At 66.3% G+C, this 17,460-nt stretch carries 12 protein-coding genes; 2 read left to right on the plus strand and 10 right to left on the minus strand.

Annotation, left to right across the window (positions count from 1 at the left end):
- The first annotated feature begins 62 nt into the window (after positions 1-62).
- Positions 63-1,121, plus strand: a complete 1,059-nt coding sequence (locus ACSYHF_RS10390) for a LacI family DNA-binding transcriptional regulator (protein WP_032954175.1) — start codon at positions 63-65, stop codon at positions 1,119-1,121.
- An 8-nt stretch (positions 1,122-1,129) separates the two neighbouring features.
- On the opposite strand, the gene ACSYHF_RS10395 is transcribed toward ACSYHF_RS10390, so the two are convergent.
- The 8 genes from ACSYHF_RS10395 to ACSYHF_RS10430 form a co-directional block, all read right to left on the minus strand.
- Positions 1,130-3,688 (minus strand): glycoside hydrolase family 3 protein, encoded by a 2,559-nt coding sequence (locus ACSYHF_RS10395; RefSeq protein ID WP_329845294.1) that lies wholly within the window; start codon positions 3,686-3,688, stop codon positions 1,130-1,132.
- A complete protein-coding gene (locus ACSYHF_RS10400) occupies positions 3,685-5,094 on the minus strand; it encodes a sugar porter family MFS transporter (RefSeq protein ID WP_005416600.1) in 1,410 nt (469 codons plus the stop codon). The genes ACSYHF_RS10395 and ACSYHF_RS10400 overlap by 4 nt, the downstream gene beginning before the upstream one ends.
- Positions 5,095-5,143: 49 nt before the next feature.
- Positions 5,144-6,478 carry a xylose isomerase gene (gene xylA / locus ACSYHF_RS10405; RefSeq protein WP_447575594.1) on the minus strand — a complete coding sequence of 445 codons (1,335 nt, stop codon included), beginning with the start codon at positions 6,476-6,478 and terminating at the stop codon, positions 5,144-5,146.
- 43 nt (positions 6,479-6,521) lie between these two features.
- Positions 6,522-8,015 carry a xylulokinase gene (xylB, locus tag ACSYHF_RS10410; protein ID WP_447575595.1) on the minus strand — a complete coding sequence of 498 codons (1,494 nt, stop codon included), beginning with the start codon at positions 8,013-8,015 and terminating at the stop codon, positions 6,522-6,524.
- Positions 8,016-8,180: 165 nt separating this feature from the next.
- Positions 8,181-9,713, minus strand: a complete 1,533-nt coding sequence (locus ACSYHF_RS10415; RefSeq protein ID WP_329888211.1) for a tryptophan halogenase family protein — start codon at positions 9,711-9,713, stop codon at positions 8,181-8,183.
- Between the two features lie 11 nt (positions 9,714-9,724).
- On the minus strand, positions 9,725-10,747 hold the full coding sequence (locus ACSYHF_RS10420; protein ID WP_188247441.1) for a cupin-like domain-containing protein: 1,023 nt from the start codon (positions 10,745-10,747) through the stop codon (positions 9,725-9,727).
- A gap of 3 nt (positions 10,748-10,750) precedes the next feature.
- Positions 10,751-11,509 carry a SapC family protein gene (locus tag ACSYHF_RS10425; protein ID WP_188247442.1) on the minus strand — a complete coding sequence of 253 codons (759 nt, stop codon included), beginning with the start codon at positions 11,507-11,509 and terminating at the stop codon, positions 10,751-10,753.
- A 130-nt stretch (positions 11,510-11,639) separates the two neighbouring features.
- The gene (locus ACSYHF_RS10430) at positions 11,640-14,768 is read right to left on the minus strand and encodes a TonB-dependent receptor (protein WP_329845300.1); all 3,129 of its coding nucleotides are present in this window, start codon (positions 14,766-14,768) and stop codon (positions 11,640-11,642) included.
- Positions 14,769-15,190: 422 nt separating this feature from the next.
- Between ACSYHF_RS10430 and ACSYHF_RS10435 the strand changes: the two genes are divergently transcribed.
- On the plus strand, positions 15,191-15,751 hold the full coding sequence (locus ACSYHF_RS10435) for a fasciclin domain-containing protein (protein ID WP_329845301.1): 561 nt from the start codon (positions 15,191-15,193) through the stop codon (positions 15,749-15,751).
- A 96-nt stretch (positions 15,752-15,847) separates the two neighbouring features.
- On the opposite strand, the gene ACSYHF_RS10440 is transcribed toward ACSYHF_RS10435, so the two are convergent.
- Entirely contained in the window at positions 15,848-16,060 is a 213-nt protein-coding gene (locus tag ACSYHF_RS10440) for a hypothetical protein (protein ID WP_005416609.1), read from the minus strand.
- Between the two features lie 106 nt (positions 16,061-16,166).
- Positions 16,167-17,348, minus strand: a complete 1,182-nt coding sequence (locus ACSYHF_RS10445; RefSeq protein WP_005416610.1) for a serine hydrolase domain-containing protein — start codon at positions 17,346-17,348, stop codon at positions 16,167-16,169.
- Between the last annotated feature and the right edge of the window lie 112 nt (positions 17,349-17,460).

A 17,460-nucleotide genomic window follows, 5' to 3' on the forward strand; every position in this document is an offset into this window, starting at 1 on the left:
GCAGCGCATCATCGTCCTTCGCACCCGCGCGGCAGCGCCACCAAGAACAAAGGGATCGTGCATTGGACAAGCCGAAGAAATCGGTTCGCCGCAGAACCGCAGGCGTGACGATCGACGAGGTTGCGGCCCTTGCCGGCGTTTCGCCGATGACCGTGTCGCGGGTGATCAACCAGGGCAAGGTGCGCGACGTCACCCGCGAGCGCGTGCTGCGCGCCGTGCGTGAGCTCGGCTATACGCCCAATCTTGCCGCCAGTTCGCTGGCCGCCGCACAGCACACGCGCATTGCGCTGATCTACACCAACCCCAGCGGCGCCTACCTGCGCGAACTGCTGGTGGGCCTGCTGCGCGTCGCCTCCAGTTCCGCCATCCAGCTGGTCATCGACTACTGGGACAACCTGGATGCCGAATCCGAACGCAAGGCGGCGCGTGCGCTCGCCGGACGCGTCGACGGGGTGATCCTGCCGCCCCCCCTGTGCGAATCGCAGGCCGCCGTAAGCGAACTGGTCAAGGCAGGCATTCCGGTCGTGGCCATCGCATCGGGGCGCCTGAGCGAGGCCCTGTCCTGCGTCCGCATCGACGATTTCAGTGCCGGCAAGGAAATGACCGATCACCTGCTTCGGCAGGGACACACCCGCATCGGTTTCATCCGTGGGCGCGATGACCTGAGCGCAAGTGCGCTCCGCTACGACGGCTTCGTCACCGCCCTGCGCGAGGCCGGGCTGGCGGTGGAGCCTGGCCTGGTCCAGCACGGTGACTACACCTACCGGTCCGGCCTGGCTGCCGCCGAAAAGCTGCTGTCCCAGCGCCGCCCACCGACCGCGATTTTCGCCAGCAACGACGACATGGGCGCTGCCGCCATCTCCGTCGCGCATCGGCGCGGGCTGGAAGTGCCGCGCGACCTGTCGGTCGTGGGTTTCGATGACACCTCGGCCGCCACCACCGTGTGGCCGGAACTGACCACGATCCACCAGCCCATCGCCTCGATGGCCAACGCGGCCGTCGACATCCTGCTGCGCACCATCCGCCGTCCGGCGGCGGACGCAACGGTGCTGCGCGATCATGTGATGCCGCATCGGCTGATCGCACGCGATTCGGTCGCCGCGCCGCCCCGGCGGCGGTAGCGCAGGCATCATGCTCCGCATCCGAGGGTGACCTCGGCTTCGTTCAGCGCACCCAGCGCGACGCGTGACACCGAGATCGTCATCGCATCGCCCGTCACCACCGACCACGGTCGGTCGATCGCGTCCATCCTTGCACCCGCCCTGGCCAGGCACTTCAGCGGCACGCCGACACGCTTCCACTGGCCCTGTGGAAGCGCCGCCAACGCCGGCCCGATGGCGACGCGCGCCGAGCAGCCCGCACTGCAGCCCACCGACAGCCACGCCTCACCCTTCGGGGCTGCGTCCACCCGTAGCGTGGTCAGCAGCATCAGGTCGCCGTTGGATTCGCGCTGCAGGTCCAGCGCCGTGTGCGACTGCAGTGCAGCGACGGCCTCGCCCTTGCCCGACCAGGCCAGGCGTCGCCCATCCTCCTGCGCCAGATGATCCACGCCGGTGATCTTCAGCCGGTCATCGGGCAATGCGTCCGGTACGCGGGTCACGGTCAGGCCCTGGCCAGCGGCATCCTCGAGCCGCAGTGCCATGCCAGGGCCTGCGTCACCACGCGCGAAGAAGACGCCGGTCGCGCCTTCGTTGCCGGTCACGCCCGATGCCTCCGGCAGCGCGGCCAGGTCGCCGTTGTCGGCGTAGGTCAGGCCGAAGCCGAACGCAAACAACGGATCGTAGTCCTTCTGGCCGACGTTGTTGGCGTACTGGGTGGCGGTGCGCGGCCAGCTGAAACTGAGCTTGCCCTTGAAATCGTGCTGCACGCGGCCATCGCTTCCGCGCAGCAGTACATCGGCAATCCCGGCGCCTTCCGAGCCCGGCAGCCACGCAGCCACGAAGGCATCGGCGGCATTGATTTCCCGGTTCACCCAGAGCGGCCGCCCGCTCAGGAAAACCGCAACAACCGGTATGCCTTCGGCCTTGAGCCGCTTGAGCAGCGCCAGGTCCGTTTCGTTGCCGGGCTTGTAGGCCAGCGTCGGCCGGTCTCCCTGGAACTCGGCATAGGGGTCTTCGCCAAACACCACCACCGCCACATCGGGCCTCACTGCATAGCGACCGTCAACGGCAAGCACGGCTTCACCACCCGCCGCGCTGGCCTGGCGCGCGATGCCCTCATAGATCGTGTCCGCATTGGGGAAGTCCTTGCGGGTGGTGCCGGTGCCCTGCCAGTTGAGCGTCCAGCCGCCCGCCTGCTTGCCGACATCGTTGGCACCGTCGCCGGCCACGAGGATCCGCTGCTTCGGAGACAGCGGCAGGACGTGGTCCTGGTTTTTCAACAGGACCAGCGATTCGCGCACGGCCTGCCGGGCGACCGCGCGATGTGCCGGCGCGCCGATCAGTGCGAACTGCCCGCCGACGGCCCGCGTGGATGGCCTGCCGGCCTCGAACAGCCCAAGGCGGAACTTGACCCGCAGGATCCGGCGCACTGCATCGTCCAGCCGCTGCGTCGTGATCCGGCCGTCCTTGACCGCAGCCAGCGTCGTCTCGTAGAAGCCCTTCCAGCTGTCCGAAGCCATCGCCATGTCCAGGCCCGCGATGATGGTGGCCGGGCAGTCTGTGGTGGTGCAGCCCTTGACCTGTCCATGACCATTCCAGTCACCCACCACGAAGCCACCGAAGTTCATGCGGCCCTTGAGCACATCGGTGAGGTAATGCCGGTGCCCATGCATCTTTTCACCGTTGACGCTGTTGAACGACGCCATTGCGGTCTGCGCGCCGGCGGCGATTGCCGGCGGGTATCCGGCCGCGTGGATGCGAACCAGATCTGACTCGCTGATACGGGTGTCGCCCTGGTCCTTGCCGTCAGTGGTGCCACCATCGCCCAGGAAGTGCTTCACCGAGGCGATTACATGGCGGCCATCGAGGAACTCCGGTGTTCCCACCCTGCCCTGCAATCCCTCCACCATGGCGGCGGCATAGCTGGCCACCACCTCCGGCGATTCGGAGTAGCCTTCGTAGGTGCGTCCCCAGCGATCATCCTGGGGTACCGCAACGGTCGGCGCGAACGTCCACTCCATGCCGGTGACGCGGGTCTCCAGCGCGGTGATGCCACCGATCTGCCGCAGCAGCTCCGGATTGCGCGTGGCGCCCAGCCCGATGTTGTGCGGGAACAACGTGGCACCCATGATGTTGCTCTGCCCGTGCACGGCATCGATGCCGAACAGCAGAGGGATGGGCTTGCCGCCTTTGGACGTATCCATGGAGGCGTCGTAGAACGCGTCGGCCAGCGCCAGCCATTCGGCCGGCGAGGCGTCATAGCGGCCGCCGGGATCGGAGTTGCCTCCGGCCAGGATCGAGCCGAGGCGGTAGCGGCGCACGTCGTCGGGGGTGACGCTGGCGATGTCGCCCTGCACCAGCTGGCCGACCTTTTCCTCCACCGTCATGCCGGCCATCAGGTCGGTGATCCGCTTCTCCAGCGCAGGATCCGCGGCCAGTGGCCAGGTGACCTGCGGCCACGGGTCGCTGGCGGTTCCCGCAGTGGCGGCGGGCCGGTCCTGCCCGTGGCAACCGAGCAATCCCAGCATCACTACCGCGAGCAGCGTGCCGCTGCGGGATAAGGAGGTCTGCGATGTCATGGCGCTCATCCTTCCATCTGCTCCAGTTCCTTGCCCTTGGTCTCGTGCACATGCCGGACGACGAAGATCACCGAGATCACGGCAGCGGCCAGGTAGATGCCGTAGGTGGCTGCCAGCCCTGCCGCGGCCAGCAGCATCGGGAACGTCACCGTGACCACGAAGTTGGAGGTCCACTGCGCCGCGCCGGCGACCGCCAGTGCCGAACCCCGGATCTGGTTCGGGAACATCTCGCCCAGCATCACCCACATCACCGGCCCCCAGGACAGATTGAAGAACACGACGTAGGCATTGGCCGCCACCAGCGCCAGCGTGCCCATGCGGCCGGGCAGCTGCAGATGCCCGTCGGCCAGCGAACCGCTGGCAAACGCCACCACCACCAGTGCAAGCGACAGCGACATCCCGGCCGAGCCGAACCACAGCAGGGGCTTGCGGCCGATCCGGTCAATCAGCAGCACGGTGACCACGCAGGCGCCGATGCTCAGTGCGCCGGACAGCACGTTGATCAGCAGTGCGTCGTTCTCGGAAAAGCCGACCGCCTGCCACAGCACGGCGCCGTAATAGAACACCACGTTGATGCCGACCAGCTGCTGGAAGCAGGCCAGCCCTACGCCGACCCACACGATCGGGCGGATCCGCCCGGTCAGCGTGCTCTTCAGGTCCGACAGTCGCGGGCGATGATGGTCGTTGGACAGCGAGGCATCGATCTCCTCGAGCGTGGCCCTGGCCTTGTCGCTGCCCAGCAGCCGGGTCAGTACCCGCAGGGCGTCGTCCTTGCGTCGTTTCACCACCAGGTAGCGCGGGCTCTCCGGAATGGTCAGCAACAGCAGCAGGAACACCAGTGATGGCGCGGCCTGCATCCAGAACATCCAGCGCCAGGCGGCCTGCCCGCCCCACAGCGGTTCGGTCGACGCGCCCGCTGCGGCCGCCAGCAGGTAGTTGGACAGGAACGCGGCCGTGAGGCCGGTGATGATCGCGATCTGCTGCACGGTAGCCAGGCGTCCGCGGTAACGGGCCGGAGCGACCTCCGCAATGTAGGCCGGCGAGATCACGCTGGCCGCGCCGACCGCGAATCCACCCACCACCCGCGCGGCAATGAACCAGGCCGACGAGACCGCCGCCCCGGCACCGAGTGCCGACAGCAGGAACATCACTGCCGACAGGATCAGCACGTTGCGGCGGCCCAGGCGATCGGCCAGCCGGCCTGCACTGAACGCGCCCACCGCACAGCCCAGCAGCATCGACGCGATCTCGAACCCCTGCATCCATTCACCGGACCGGAACGCCTGGTGCAGGCCATCCTGGGTACCGTTGATCACGCCGCTGTCGAAGCCGAACAGAAAACCGCCAATCGTCGCCACCACGCTGATCAGTACGATCAGCCGCGTGTTCTCACCGCTGCCTGCTGCCTGGTTCATCCCCGTCCCCTTGAGTGCACCGTTGCCGCCGTTGGCCTGCGTGCCGCGCTCAGCGCAGCAGGTACTGGTTGAGCAGGTTTTCGTAACGCTCCTGCTTGCCGCTGGCCTGGCGCGGTTCGCCGAGGCGGGCGGCCAGTGCCGCAAGGTCCGGCAGGCTGAGCGTGCCACGCTCGAAATCCTGGCCGGCGCCGGAATCGAAGCTTGCGTAGCGCTGCGCACGCCATTGCTCCCACGGCGACTCGGTCAGCAGTGCATGGGCAACCTCCAGCCCGCGTGCGAACGCATCCATGCCGCCGATATGGGCAATGAACAGATCCTCCAGGTCGGTCGACTCACGGCGCACCTTCGCATCGAAGTTCAACCCGCCCTCCAGCCCGCCCTGGCGCAGCACGACCAGCATTGCGCCCACGGTGTCGTACAGATCGCTGGGGAACTGGTCGGTGTCCCAGCCGTTCTGGGCGTTGCCGCGATTGGCATCGATGCTGCCGAGCAGGCCATGATCGGACGCGACCTGCAGGTCGTGCTCGAAGGTATGGCCGGACAACGTGGCGTGGTTGGCCTCGATGTTGAGCTTGAAGTCCTTGTCCAGCCCGTGTTGCTTCAGGAAGCCCACCACCGTGGCACTGTCGAAGTCGTACTGGTGCTTCATCGGCTCCATCGGCTTGGGCTCGATCAGGAAGTTGCCCTTCAGCCCGATGCTGCGGCCATAGTCGCGTGCCATGGTCAGGAAGCGCGCGAAATGCTCGATCTCCCGCTTCATCTGGGTATTGGCCAGCGACGCATAGCCTTCGCGCCCGCCCCAGAACACATAGTGCTCGCCACCGAGTTCGACCGTGGCCTCCAGGGCGGCCTTGACCTGCACGGCTGCACGCGCGACCACCGCGAAGTCGGGATTGGTCGATGCGCCGTTCATGTAGCGCGGGTGCGAGAACAGGTTGGCCGTGCCCCACAGCAGCTTGACGCCGGTGGCCTCCTGGCGCGCCTTGGCCAGGCCCACCATATGCGAGAGGTTCTTCTGGTACTGGCCGATGTCGTCGGCATCCGGCGCCAGGTCGATATCGTGGAAGCACCAGTACGGCACGCCCAGCTTGGTGAAGAACTCGAACGCCGCGTCCACCTTTGCTTCGGCCGTGGCCAGTGGCGAGGCGGCCTCCCACGGGAACTGGCGGGTGCCCGGGCCGAACGGATCGTGCCCGGCATTGCAGAAGGTGTGCCAGTAGCACACGGCGAAGCGCAGATGCTCCTGCATGGTCTTGCCACCGATGACCCGGTTGGCATCGTAGACCTTGAAGGCAAGCGGATTGTCCGAGCCCTTGCCCTCGAACGGAATGCGGCCGACGCCGGGGAAGTATTCCTTGGCGCCGATGAAGGGCTGCGTGCTCATGGTGCGTGCTCCTGTCGTTGTACGGGGTGTCGTGGAGGAGTCATCAGCCGCGCTGCAGCGGCGTGATGACATTGAGATGACTGAGGAAGCGTGCGTAGGCCCGTGCATAGGCATCGCTGCGGTCCGGATCCGGCCGTGCGGACAGCGCGGGATCGACGGTGACGTGGCGCGCGGTGATGTCGCTGATCGAGGTGGCGTCTCCCTGCGCCCGGGCGAGCGCCCACAGCGCCTGCAGTGCCGCACCAAACGCCGCACCTTCGGCCTGCACCGGGACGTCCACCGGCAGGCCGAACACATCAGCCACCAGCTGACGCCAGGCAGCGCTGTTGCTGCCACCGCCGGTGAGCACGATGCGATCGAACTGCATGCCCGCGCGGACGAAGGCGTCGTAGCCGTACTTCAGGCTGTAGGTCGCGCCCTCCATGGCGGCGCGGTACACATGCGCCGGGGTGAAATTGGCAATGTCCAGGCCAGCCAGCACGCCCTTGCCCAGCGGCAGGTCAGGGGTACGTTCGCCATTGAGGAACGGCAGCATCACCAGGCCCCCTGCCCCCGGCGGCGTTGCGCGAAGATGCGCGTCACCGTCGCGGCTGCTGAAACCGAAGGCGGTGGCCACGCGTTCGGTGGCCACGGTGCAGTTCATGGTGCAGATCAGCGGCAGCCAGCCCCCCGTGGACGAGCAGAACGCCGCCCACGCGCCATCCGGATCGATCACCGGCGAGCCGGAATACGCAAACAGCGTTCCGGAGGTTCCCAGGCTCATCGCCAGCCGCCCTTCCGTGACGCAGCCGGTGCCGATCGCTGCCATCATGTTGTCGCCGCCGCCAACGGCCACCTTCACCGCCGCTGCAAGCCCGAGCGCGGCCGCAGCCTTGGGCGCGATATCGAACAGGGCATCGGGCGCAGCGATCGGCGGCAGGCAGGCAGCAAGATCACGATCAGGATCGGTTGCGCGCAGCAGTTCCTGCGACCATGTGCGTGTGCGCACGTCCAGCCAGCCGGTGCCGGACGCATCGCCAAGCTCGCAGAACCGCTGCCCGGTCAACACGAAATTCAGGTAGTCGTGTGGCAGCAGGATGGTCGCCAGCCGCGCATAGGCGTCGGCACGGTGGGTCCGGGTCCAGGGCAGCTTGGAGGCCGTGTAGCCGGCCAGGATCGGATTGCCCGCCAGCGCGATGGTCCGCTGGAACCCGCCCACGGCCTCCATGATCTGGATGCATTCGACCGAGGTGCTGGTGTCGCACCACAGCTTGGCCGGCGCCAGTACCTCGCCAGCATCATCGACCGGCACGAACCCATGCTGCTGGCCCGATACCGCCAGCGCAACGATGCGTGCGCGCAGCGAGGGATCGATCCGGGCAAAGCAGTCGCGCAGGGCCGACACCCAGTCGGCCGGCGCCTGTTCGCGGCTGCCGTCGGCACCGCGGTCCAGCGCGAGCGGCGCGCTGGCCGAGGCCACCACCGCCTGCTTCCGCGGGTCATAGACCAGCACCTTCAGGCTCTGCGTCCCTGCATCGATCCCTGCAACCAGACCCATCGAAACCGCCTCCGATCAACAAAAAGGTAGCGCTAACATTCCGTGGACTCAAAAAGGGGGCGTGGTGTCCGGCCCCCTCGTTGCCACCGCGCGCGTCATCGCCAGCGGTGTTGCCGCACTGTAACCAGCTGCAGCGGAAAAAGCGTGCTGCAACGCAAAAGCCTGCTACGCGCTTGCTGCCGTCGAACGCCACACGTCCACGCCGGACCTGCAGTACTGCGCGATGAACTCCGCCTGCGCCGGCATCTGCGCGGCGGCCTGCTGCACAGGCCTTTGGATGCCCTTCAACAAGGTGCGCAGATCGACATCACTCACGGCCCGCGCCAGCGGGTGGGCAGGACCGGGCGCGATGCCCTGCCCGAGCAGCACGCTGGTCCAGGATTCGACACGGAACAGCTCGCCGGGGTCCTGCCACGCATGTGCACGCTCGCGCCACGCCTGCAGCCGCTGCTGCAGCGATTCCGGCACGCGCATCTCGCGACAGGCCTTCCACATCGGTTCGCTGCGCTGCGTGGCGTGGTAGTGCAGGATGATGAAGTCGCGCACGTGCTCCATTTCCTGGCGGCTGACATCGTTGTACAGCTGCACCAGCGACGCACTGATGCCGTCGAACGGGAACAGCTGGATCAGGCGCACTACCGCGCTGATTGTCAGATGGATGCTGGTCGACTCCAGCGGTTCGATGAAGCCGCTGGCCAGCCCGAGCGACACCACGTTCCTGTTCCAGGCCTTCAGCCGGCGTCCACTGCGGAACGGCACCTTCCATGGATCGCGCAAGGGTGGAGCCCCGGCATCGCGCAACAGTTTCGCGGCGGCCTCGTCATCGGACAGATGGCGGCTGTCATACACCAGCCCGCAGCCAACGCGGTGCTGCAGCGCGATATGCCAGCGCCACCCCGCCTCGTGGGCGATCGCCCGGGTATAGGGCACCGGCGGCGCCACCGTTTCGGTCTGCACCGCCACGGCCCGGTCGCACGGCAGCCATTCGTGCCAGTCCTCGTAGCCGGTGCCCAGTGCCTGCTCGATCAGCAGGCCGCGGAAGCCGGTGCAGTCGATGAACAGATCGCCCTCGATCACCTGCCCGTCGTCCAGCACCAGCGCCTGCACCGACCCGTCGTGCGCGTGCTGCCTGACCTGGGCGATCCGGCCTTCGATCCGGCGCAGGCCGTGGGCCTCGGCCCTACCGCGCAGGAACCGCGCATACAGCCCGGCATCGAAGTGATACGCATAGCTGGCCTGCGGCTGGGTGTGCAGCGAGAAGCGGTCGCCACGCGAGGCGATGCTCTCCAGGCAGAAGTCGCCCAGGTCCGAGGGCATGCCGCGGCGCAGGCTGTCCAGCCAGAAGTGATGGAAGGGGGCCGCCCAGGTGCCATGGCCGATGGTGCCGAACGGATGGAAGAAGCGATCGCCCGGCAGGCGCCAGTTCTCGAACGAGATCGACAGCTTGAAGGTGCCGGCCACCGCACGCAGGAACTCCTGCTCGTCGATCTGCAGGAAACGGTGGAAGGTGCGGATCGGCGGCACAGTGGACTCACCGACACCGACCGTGCCGATCTGCTCGGACTCGACCAGCGTGATCTCCAGCTGGTCACGGAACTGGTGCGCAAGCGCGCAGCCGGCCAGCCAACCCGCCGTACCGCCACCGGCAATGACCACCTTGCGGATGCGCCCTGAAGGCGTGCTCTGGGTATCCAACATGGTGCCCTCTATCAACGGTTGAGCCTGCCCAGCAGCATCGCGCGCATGCGGCGGGCGCGCTGCTCGTCAAACGGTGCCAGATCCCCTCGCGCGGCGTCAGGCAGGTGCTGCCCCGCGCGCTCGCCAGGGCCGAATGCGTAGTAGCGGAAGAGCCCTTCCCATGCCTGCTTTTCGCGCGCCGGCAGATCACGCACGGCCCACATCGCGTGGTGCAGCGCCGCCAGCGCGGATCCCAGCCAGGCCGGCGAGCTTCGCCACCAGTAGTTCACCAGCACGTTGAACGGTTCCAGGCTGCGTACATGGTGCCACCACATGCTGGGAATGAAGATCGCATCGCCGGGCCCAAGCACCGCACTGCGCGCGTGCGCCAGCGCCTCGCGGAAACGTGGATGCCGATCGAAGTCTGGCTGTTCGAAGTCCACCACGCTGACCACCTGTCCGCCCGGCGTGGGATCGAGCGGGCCCGGATAGAGGTTGTCGATCTGGGCGGGCGGGAACAGGGTGAACTCGCGCCGCCCCACCGCGCAGCAGGCGAGGTTGTCGGGTGTGTCGAAATGGCACGAGGCCGTCACCCGGTTGCCGATCCAGATGCTGGCGGTGGCGTCGATGCCCTGCTTCGCCAGACCGGCGTCGTTGGCCTGCGCGAATGCCGGCAGCAGTGCCCGCGCAATCGGCAGCGAGGCCACGTAGTAAGTGGGCGGTTGCGGTGCATGCAGCGTCATGGCGATCTCTTCCAGCACCTGGGCCAGCACGCCGCGCCGCGCTTCGAAGTTCAACCGGGTGAAGTCCGCGCTGTAGAACGGGCGCCCCCCGATCTCGGCGCCGCCGAACGAGTACTGGATGGGTGCACCCGCATCGACGCTGCACAGGTACGCCATTGCATCCTGCACCCCGCCCAGCCCGGCCTGGACCAGTGGCCAATCGGTGGCGATGCCACGCAGTACGACCGGCTCACCGGCCTCCACCAGGTCAGCCAGTGGCAAGGCGGCAGGATCGATGCCTTCCAGGATCCGCATCGGCAGGGTGGCCTGCACCGGTCAGTTCCTGGCCGCCTGCGCGGTGCCGTCCTGGACGCGGAGACGGCGCTGCTTCTCGGCGATCAGGCGGCGCATGTTATGCAGCGAGGCAAGCATCAGGTACGCACCCTCCAGGTAACCGGCGCGGTTCAACGCAGCCAGGCGTGGACTGTCCAGCGCAGCCAGGCGCTCGCGGTCGATGCCGTGCAATCCGCTCACGCTCACCCGGTGGTGCGGCGCGAGCTGCACATCAAGCGTGACCGGCTGGATGAGCCCGCAGTCGTCGAGCATCGTGAACATACTGGCCGCGAAGGCACTGCCCTCTTGGATGCCGCGCAGAACGCCGGCGATGTGGTCCAGGTAAGGCGTGTTGCCGCCCTGCGGCAGGAACACCGGCTCACCGGCGCCGGCGGTGACGCGCGGATGGTCCAGGTCCACGTGCATCACCGAATCCTGGGTGAGCACGCCATCCACGTAGTGCTCCTGGAAGCCGATCAGGAACGGCCCTTTGGCCGCCGCGCCTGGCAGGTAGGAAGCATTCCAGCGCCCGTCCTGCAGGAACAGGTTCTCGTGTTGTTCGAAACCCAGCAGGGCCACGGACTGCCACGCCTTCGTCCCGGTATCCCTGCGCAGGAAGATCGGATACTCACGCTGCAGTTCGGCGAACTCGCTGGGATAGGCCGGCACCATGCCCACGGCATCGCCGAACTGCGGCCCGAATCCGGTGGCGACCCTCAGGTCCCGATGCGCGATGTTGTTGAGCATTTCGTAGCGGGCCATCAGGGTATCCAGTCCAGTGCGGGGTGGCTGGCCGGCAGCGTAGCGCAGGCGCGACAGGTGCGGCGACACCGTCCCGGCAGGGCACCGCTGGCGGGCAGTGGTGCCATGCCGGACGCATCGGCAACCAGGCTCAGAACTTGTAGCGTACGCCCAGCATGTAGCGCGGGCTCTGGTCTGCCAGCTTGACGATCATCTGCGAGGTGCGCGAGCGCCACCGCACATCCTCGCCGGTCAGGTTGATCGCCTCCAGGCTGAAGGACCAGTGGTCATCCAGCGCGTAGTTGACGCTGAGATCCCACTGCTCGTACGGCTCCACATAGTAGGGATTGCGGCTGGAGCCCTGGTTGGCCAGGATCAGGTACTGGTCGCGCCAGTTCCATGCCAGGCGCACCGACCACCCGTACTTCTCGTACATCAGCATGGCGTTGGCGGTGTCGCTCAGGCCGGTGAGCGAGAACTGGTCGATGCCCGGGTCACCGCCATTGTTGTAGCCGACATCGCCTTTGACCACGGTGTAGTTGGCCAGCACGCCGAAGCCGGTGTCGCCGAAGAAGTACTGTCCGCCCAGCTCCCAGCCATGCAGCTTGGATTTGTTCTGGTTGATCGGGCGATTGACGTTGAACTGGTACAGCGGGTCGTTGGGCTGCCCATACAGATCGTAGGCCGCTTCGGTGGCCAGCACCTGCGCATCAGTGCCGTTGTAGGCGCCCAGGCCGGCAGGATTGTTGCGCAGCAATGCCAGTGCGGTGAACAGCGAGGTGTCGTTGGCCGAGCAGGCAGCGGCATTGGCCGGCCCGACCTGGGCGACGCAGGCGCCACTGGTCAGGAAGTCCAACGCCGCCCGCGCATCCGGCCCGGAGGTCGGGTCGGTGAGGCCGTACAGGCTTTCCTGCACGACGGTGTTGCCGATGAAGTTGCTGACCGACTTGTTCCAGTAGGTCAATGACACATAGCTGGCGTCGGCGAAGTACCACTCCAGCCCCAGGTCGAGGTTGTCCGATTCCAACGGCTTCAGGCTCGGGTTCTGCGAGTTGCCGCTGGCGCGCGACGAGGGATCGATCAGCACCGAGCCGAACGGCTGCTGTGCCCCGGGTCCCGCATAGAGATTGCCATACGGCGCGCGGGCGATGCTTTTGCCGAACGAAACGCGGCCCTTCAGCTCCTCGGTGAGGTCGATGCTGAAATCAAGGTTGGGCAGGATGTAGCTGTAGCGCGCCTTCTCCGTGAAGGGCTGCTGCTCATCGGACAGCACGATGCGGAAATCGTTGTTGGCCTGCCACTCGATGGACTCGGGGACGGCAATGACCGAGGTCGACACCACGTCAGTGGTTTCATAGCGCACGCCCAGGCGGGTGTTGGTGCGCATGCCACCCAGCTCCCCGTCCAGCTCCACCTGGAAGTACGCCGCCTTGGTCTTCTCTTCCACGAAGTTGTCGGCCGCGCGTTGCGGGTTCACACCCAGGCCGACGCCGTACTCGCGCGATGCCCATTGCGCGAGCTGCCCGGCATTGCCGCGCCAGGCGGGCCAGCTGTTGGCACTGTAGTCGTCGAACAGGCCGACGATGCTGACCGGCTGCAGCAGGTCCATCAGGCCTGCGGCGGTATCCCGGTCCACGTTGGCCACGCCCCAGTCGCCCAGGGTCGAGTAGGCCTCGGCGGCCTGGATGCGGTGGGTGGTGGACTTGTTGGTGTCCACGCCGAACTGGAAGCGCCCGTGGTCGAAGTTCCATTCGCCATCGACGCGCGCCTGCTTGATCTCGCTGATCTGGGTCTGCGCGTTGACGCGCAGCACCTGCGTGCCGACCTCGCCTTCCTGGAAGCCCGGATTGACCACGCCATTGGTCCCGGCGAGCGCATCGGCGGTGCTGGGATACCAGACCTGGGTGCCAACCGGCAGGCCATTGTTGAAGTTCAACTCCTGCACCCAGGAGCCACCGCAATGCGGGCCACGAGTGCAGTTGTTGGTGCCGGCGATGCTCATGAAGATCGAACCACCGCCGGTGAGCGGGTCATTCGGGCGGCTCTCGTTCTTCGAGTTGTGCGCATCGAAACTGAGCTTGAAGCGGTCGCTGACATTCCAGACGGCATTGAAACCCAGCGAACCCAGCTTGTATTCCTGCACGCTGCGCTGCTGTTCCAGGCCGAAATCCTTGGTGCCGGCGATTTCACGGATGTATACCGGCGTCGCGACGGCGCCACTGGTGTCGAACTCGACGTTGGTGTAGTTGCTGTTCTGCAGCCACATGCCCTGCTCGCCGCGATTCTCGGTGATCTCGTTGGTCGAGTAGGTGTAATCCACGGTCAGGGTCAGGCTGTCCGTCGGTGCGAACTGCAGCACGGCCTGGCCGTTGACGCGTTCGCGCTCGAATTCGGAGAACGCGTAGCGCAGGTCGTTGGGCCGCGCGTAAAGCTGGCCGACGGCCGGGGCATTTACCACGGTCGGATTGCCCGGCATCGACCCTGTCCACGGCTGCACGTTCCAGTAGTTCTCCGTGGCCTGCACCGAGCCACCCTTGCGCTTCTGCTGGCTCGCGCTGAGGCTGACGCCAAAGGTCTTTTCCGGATTGCTGTAGCTGAAGATGCCCGACAGCTCCGGTGTCAGGTCATTGTCGAACGGCTGGCTCTGGTCGGACACCAGCTTCGCCCCGGCGTTGGCCACGATGCCGGCGTGATCGAGCGGGCGCGAGGTCAGGATGTTGATCGTCGCGCCGATGCCGCCGCTGGGCACCTGTGCCTGGCTGGTCTTGTAGACCTCGATACCATTGATGGCCTCGGCGGCCAGCTGCGCGAAATTGAAGGCGCGGGTGCCGCCGTCGACACCGCCGATGGCGACCTGTCCAGAGGCACCGAATGCATCGGCGCCCGGCATCTGCCGACCGTTGAGCGTGACCATGTTGAACTGGGGGCCGAAGCCACGCGCGGTCACCTGCGCACCCTCGCCGTCACGGCGCTCGATGGAGATGCCGGTGATGCGCTGCAACGACTCGGCAAGATTGGTATCGGGGAACTTGCCGATGTCCTCAGCGCTGATCGCGTCGACCACGCCCGCCGAGTCGCGCTTGATGTCCATGGCCTGGCTCAGGCTGTTGCGTATGCCCGTGACCTGCACTGCATCGAGCTGGGTGGGCTGCGACTGGCTCTGCGGCTGCTGCCCGGTCGCCGGTGCTGCGTCCTGCGCAAAGGCAGGATTGATGACCAGGGCGCCACCCACGAAGGTGAACATGGCCCGGGACCGGAACTTCGCCAATGCGCGGCTCATGAACCGGACCTCGGGGCCAGGGTGCCGCGGAAACTGCAGGTGCTCATGAAAGTCCCCTCTGACATACGATCGAATGGATGTACCGCCCCCTCCCAGGGGCACGCACGGGCGTGGCCCGCATTCCAAACCGAACAGCACGGGTGCTCGGGCACGCCGCGACTTACACTTGCTTTTCAAGCCTGCCAGGACAAACACGCGGCAAAGAAGGCAGCCCCTGGACCTTGGATCCCCGTCCGACTGGTAGCGCTACCATCGCGTTGCAGCGGAGAGTAATCACCTCGGTTCGCCGTTGTCACCATGCAGCGCAGCAAAACCGCCTGCGGGCCAAACCGCTGATGACTCGGCCGTTGCTGCATCCGGTCACGCTCACCCGACGTAGGAAAAATGCCCGCACTTGCGGGTCATCCAGAAAGGAACGCACCGTGAACGCTCTTCAGCGCATCGCCGCCGCAGTCGGCTTCGCCGTACTCGTTTCGTCCGGCTCCTCGGTTTTCGCCGCCAACACCGTCATCGTTGGCGGGGCAGAAATGTACCCCACCAGGACCATCGTCGAGAACGCCGTCAATTCCAAGGATCACACCACGCTGGTTGCAGCGGTCAAAGCAGCCGGCCTGGTCGACACCCTCAACGGCGCCGGGCCCTTCACTGTTTTCGCGCCCACCAATGCGGCCTTCGAAAAGCTGCCTGCAGGCACTGTCGAGACACTGGTGAAGCCTGAAAACAAGGCACAGCTGACCCGGATCCTGACCTACCACGTCGTCCCGGGCAACTACAGTTCCGCCCAGCTTCTGGCCGATGCCCGCAAGCACAGCGGCAAGGCCACCCTGAAGACCGTGCAGGGTGAGCCTCTCACCGTGGCGCTCCACGATGGCAAGCTCTGGGTCATCGACGCAAAGGGTGGAAAGGCAGGCATCAGCGTTGCAGATGTCGGCCAGTCCAACGGCGTCATCCACGTGGTCGACACCGTGCTGATGCCCAAGTAAGCGGCCTCACGCAACGGGCATCCGGCGCGATGCCCGTTGCCCGGGCCGGTCATCCCGACGTCACCATGCGGATCCCTGCCCGGCATGGCGTCGTGGCTACCACTCCGGCCCGAGCAGCTTGGTCACTTCGGCCTCCAGTTTCTGCGCGGCCTCATCCTGGGAGGCGACCTTGATGCTCAGCCCCGACTGCGCCGGCCCCGGCACCAGCTGGTAGCGGTTGATGGTACCGCCACCGTCGCCGTCCAGCGCTACCCGCGCCACTACCGTGCGGCCATTGGCGTGGAAGGTCCAGTCCTGATAATCAAACATGCTTCAGTAGGTGTGCCGCCAAGATGTCATCCCACTTTTAGCGGCACGACAGTGAAGAACGCTCCAGGAGGATGTTCAGAGCGCGTGGACATGATGACGACAGGGCCTATTGCAGTGTCCGCGCCAGCTGCAGGACATCGGCGAAGAAGGAGGGATAGTCGTCCTGTGGAGCGCTGTGGGTCTCGCGCCGGTGAACCAGACGCACGGCGACCACGCGCTGTTCCGGGACGATCATCAGGTATTGGCCCAGGTAGCCGTTGGCGGCAAAGCCGACGACCGGTCCCCGTGAGATGTCGTAGAGATCGGCGAGCTTCAGGCCGCGCGCGGAGATCTGGCTGCCGTAGCGCTGGGACCAGTCCGCGCCCAGCTGATTGGCGAGGAAGGCGACCAGTGCGCTGCGGCTTTCGAATACTCGCCCTGCGCTGGCCTGCAGTGCGCGCTGTACGTCGTCATCCACGCCCCTTTTCACCAGCAGATCCCGTAGCCGGGGCTTGAGCTGGTACCGTTCCCAGGCCGGTATCCGCCACCACAGCAGCCCAACATCTGGCGCACGGGCGCTTTCGGTCGTCATCAACGCGACCGACTGCTCACTCAGGAGACGCCTGCCATCCGGTGCCACGCCTCCGTCCAGCAACAGTTGCCCGATGGCGGCAAGATCGGCCGCGCGCAGGGACAGCCCGGCCATGCCCAGCGGGGTGCCTGCCTCATCCTTCATCCAGGTGTAGTGGGCAATGCCCAGGGGCTTGAACAGCCGCGCGTCCAGATACGCGTCCACAGGCTCGCCTGCCAGGCGCTCGACAATGCCGGGCAGCAGGTTGGTAGCCTTGTTGTTGTAGGAGAACACGTTGCCCGGGTCATCGCTCAGCTCGGCAGCCAGTGCCAGCTTGACCAGGTCCGGGGCCCCTTCCAGCTCTTCGCCCGCGTTCGCCACGTTCTGCAGGCCCGAGGTATGGTCCAGCAGCATGCGCACGGTAATGGCGCTCTTCCTGCCCTGCTTCCATTCGGGATAGATCCGGCTGACCGGCGTATCGATCGAAGCCAGCTTTCCTTCGTCCAGCAGCAATGCAATGGCCAGCGCGACGACCGACTTGGTGGCCGACATCAGGTGAACGGATTCCTGCCCGGCGGCGGGCTTCAGCTCAAGCAGCGTCTCCCGCTCATGCATCACCAGGACCGCATCGGAATGCGCGGCGCGTGCGTTGCGCTCGATCGCGGCAAGGGCATCGGCACGTGTCGCCGCTTGGCTGGGCCCGGCGATGCCGAACACCAGGGCCAGGGCGCAGGACAACCAGCAGGATCTTGGCATCGCAATCTCGTCCAATGGGTGTGTGCGTAGATTGACTACATTTGTAGTCACGCTGCAGTGCCTGAAGTCATGGCCCGCTTGAGTGCTGAACGTG

Source organism: Stenotrophomonas maltophilia group sp. P373 (assembly GCF_053295075.1).

What these genes read in the sequence shown, in the direction of transcription:
- xylA (WP_447575594.1), bottom strand. Translation starts at nt 6,478, where the DNA reads ATGAGCACGCAGCCCTTCATCGGCGCCAAGGAATACTTCCCCGGCGTC.
- ACSYHF_RS10395 (WP_329845294.1), bottom strand. Translation starts at nt 3,688, where the DNA reads ATGAGCGCCATGACATCGCAGACCTCCTTATCCCGCAGCGGCACGCTG.
- xylB (WP_447575595.1), bottom strand. Translation starts at nt 8,015, where the DNA reads ATGGGTCTGGTTGCAGGGATCGATGCAGGGACGCAGAGCCTGAAGGTG.
- ACSYHF_RS10425 (WP_188247442.1), bottom strand. Translation starts at nt 11,509, where the DNA reads ATGGCCCGCTACGAAATGCTCAACAACATCGCGCATCGGGACCTGAGG.
- ACSYHF_RS10440 (WP_005416609.1), bottom strand. Translation starts at nt 16,060, where the DNA reads ATGTTTGATTATCAGGACTGGACCTTCCACGCCAATGGCCGCACGGTA.
- ACSYHF_RS10430 (WP_329845300.1), bottom strand. Translation starts at nt 14,768, where the DNA reads ATGAGCCGCGCATTGGCGAAGTTCCGGTCCCGGGCCATGTTCACCTTC.
- ACSYHF_RS10400 (WP_005416600.1), bottom strand. Translation starts at nt 5,094, where the DNA reads ATGAACCAGGCAGCAGGCAGCGGTGAGAACACGCGGCTGATCGTACTG.
- ACSYHF_RS10415 (WP_329888211.1), bottom strand. Translation starts at nt 9,713, where the DNA reads ATGTTGGATACCCAGAGCACGCCTTCAGGGCGCATCCGCAAGGTGGTC.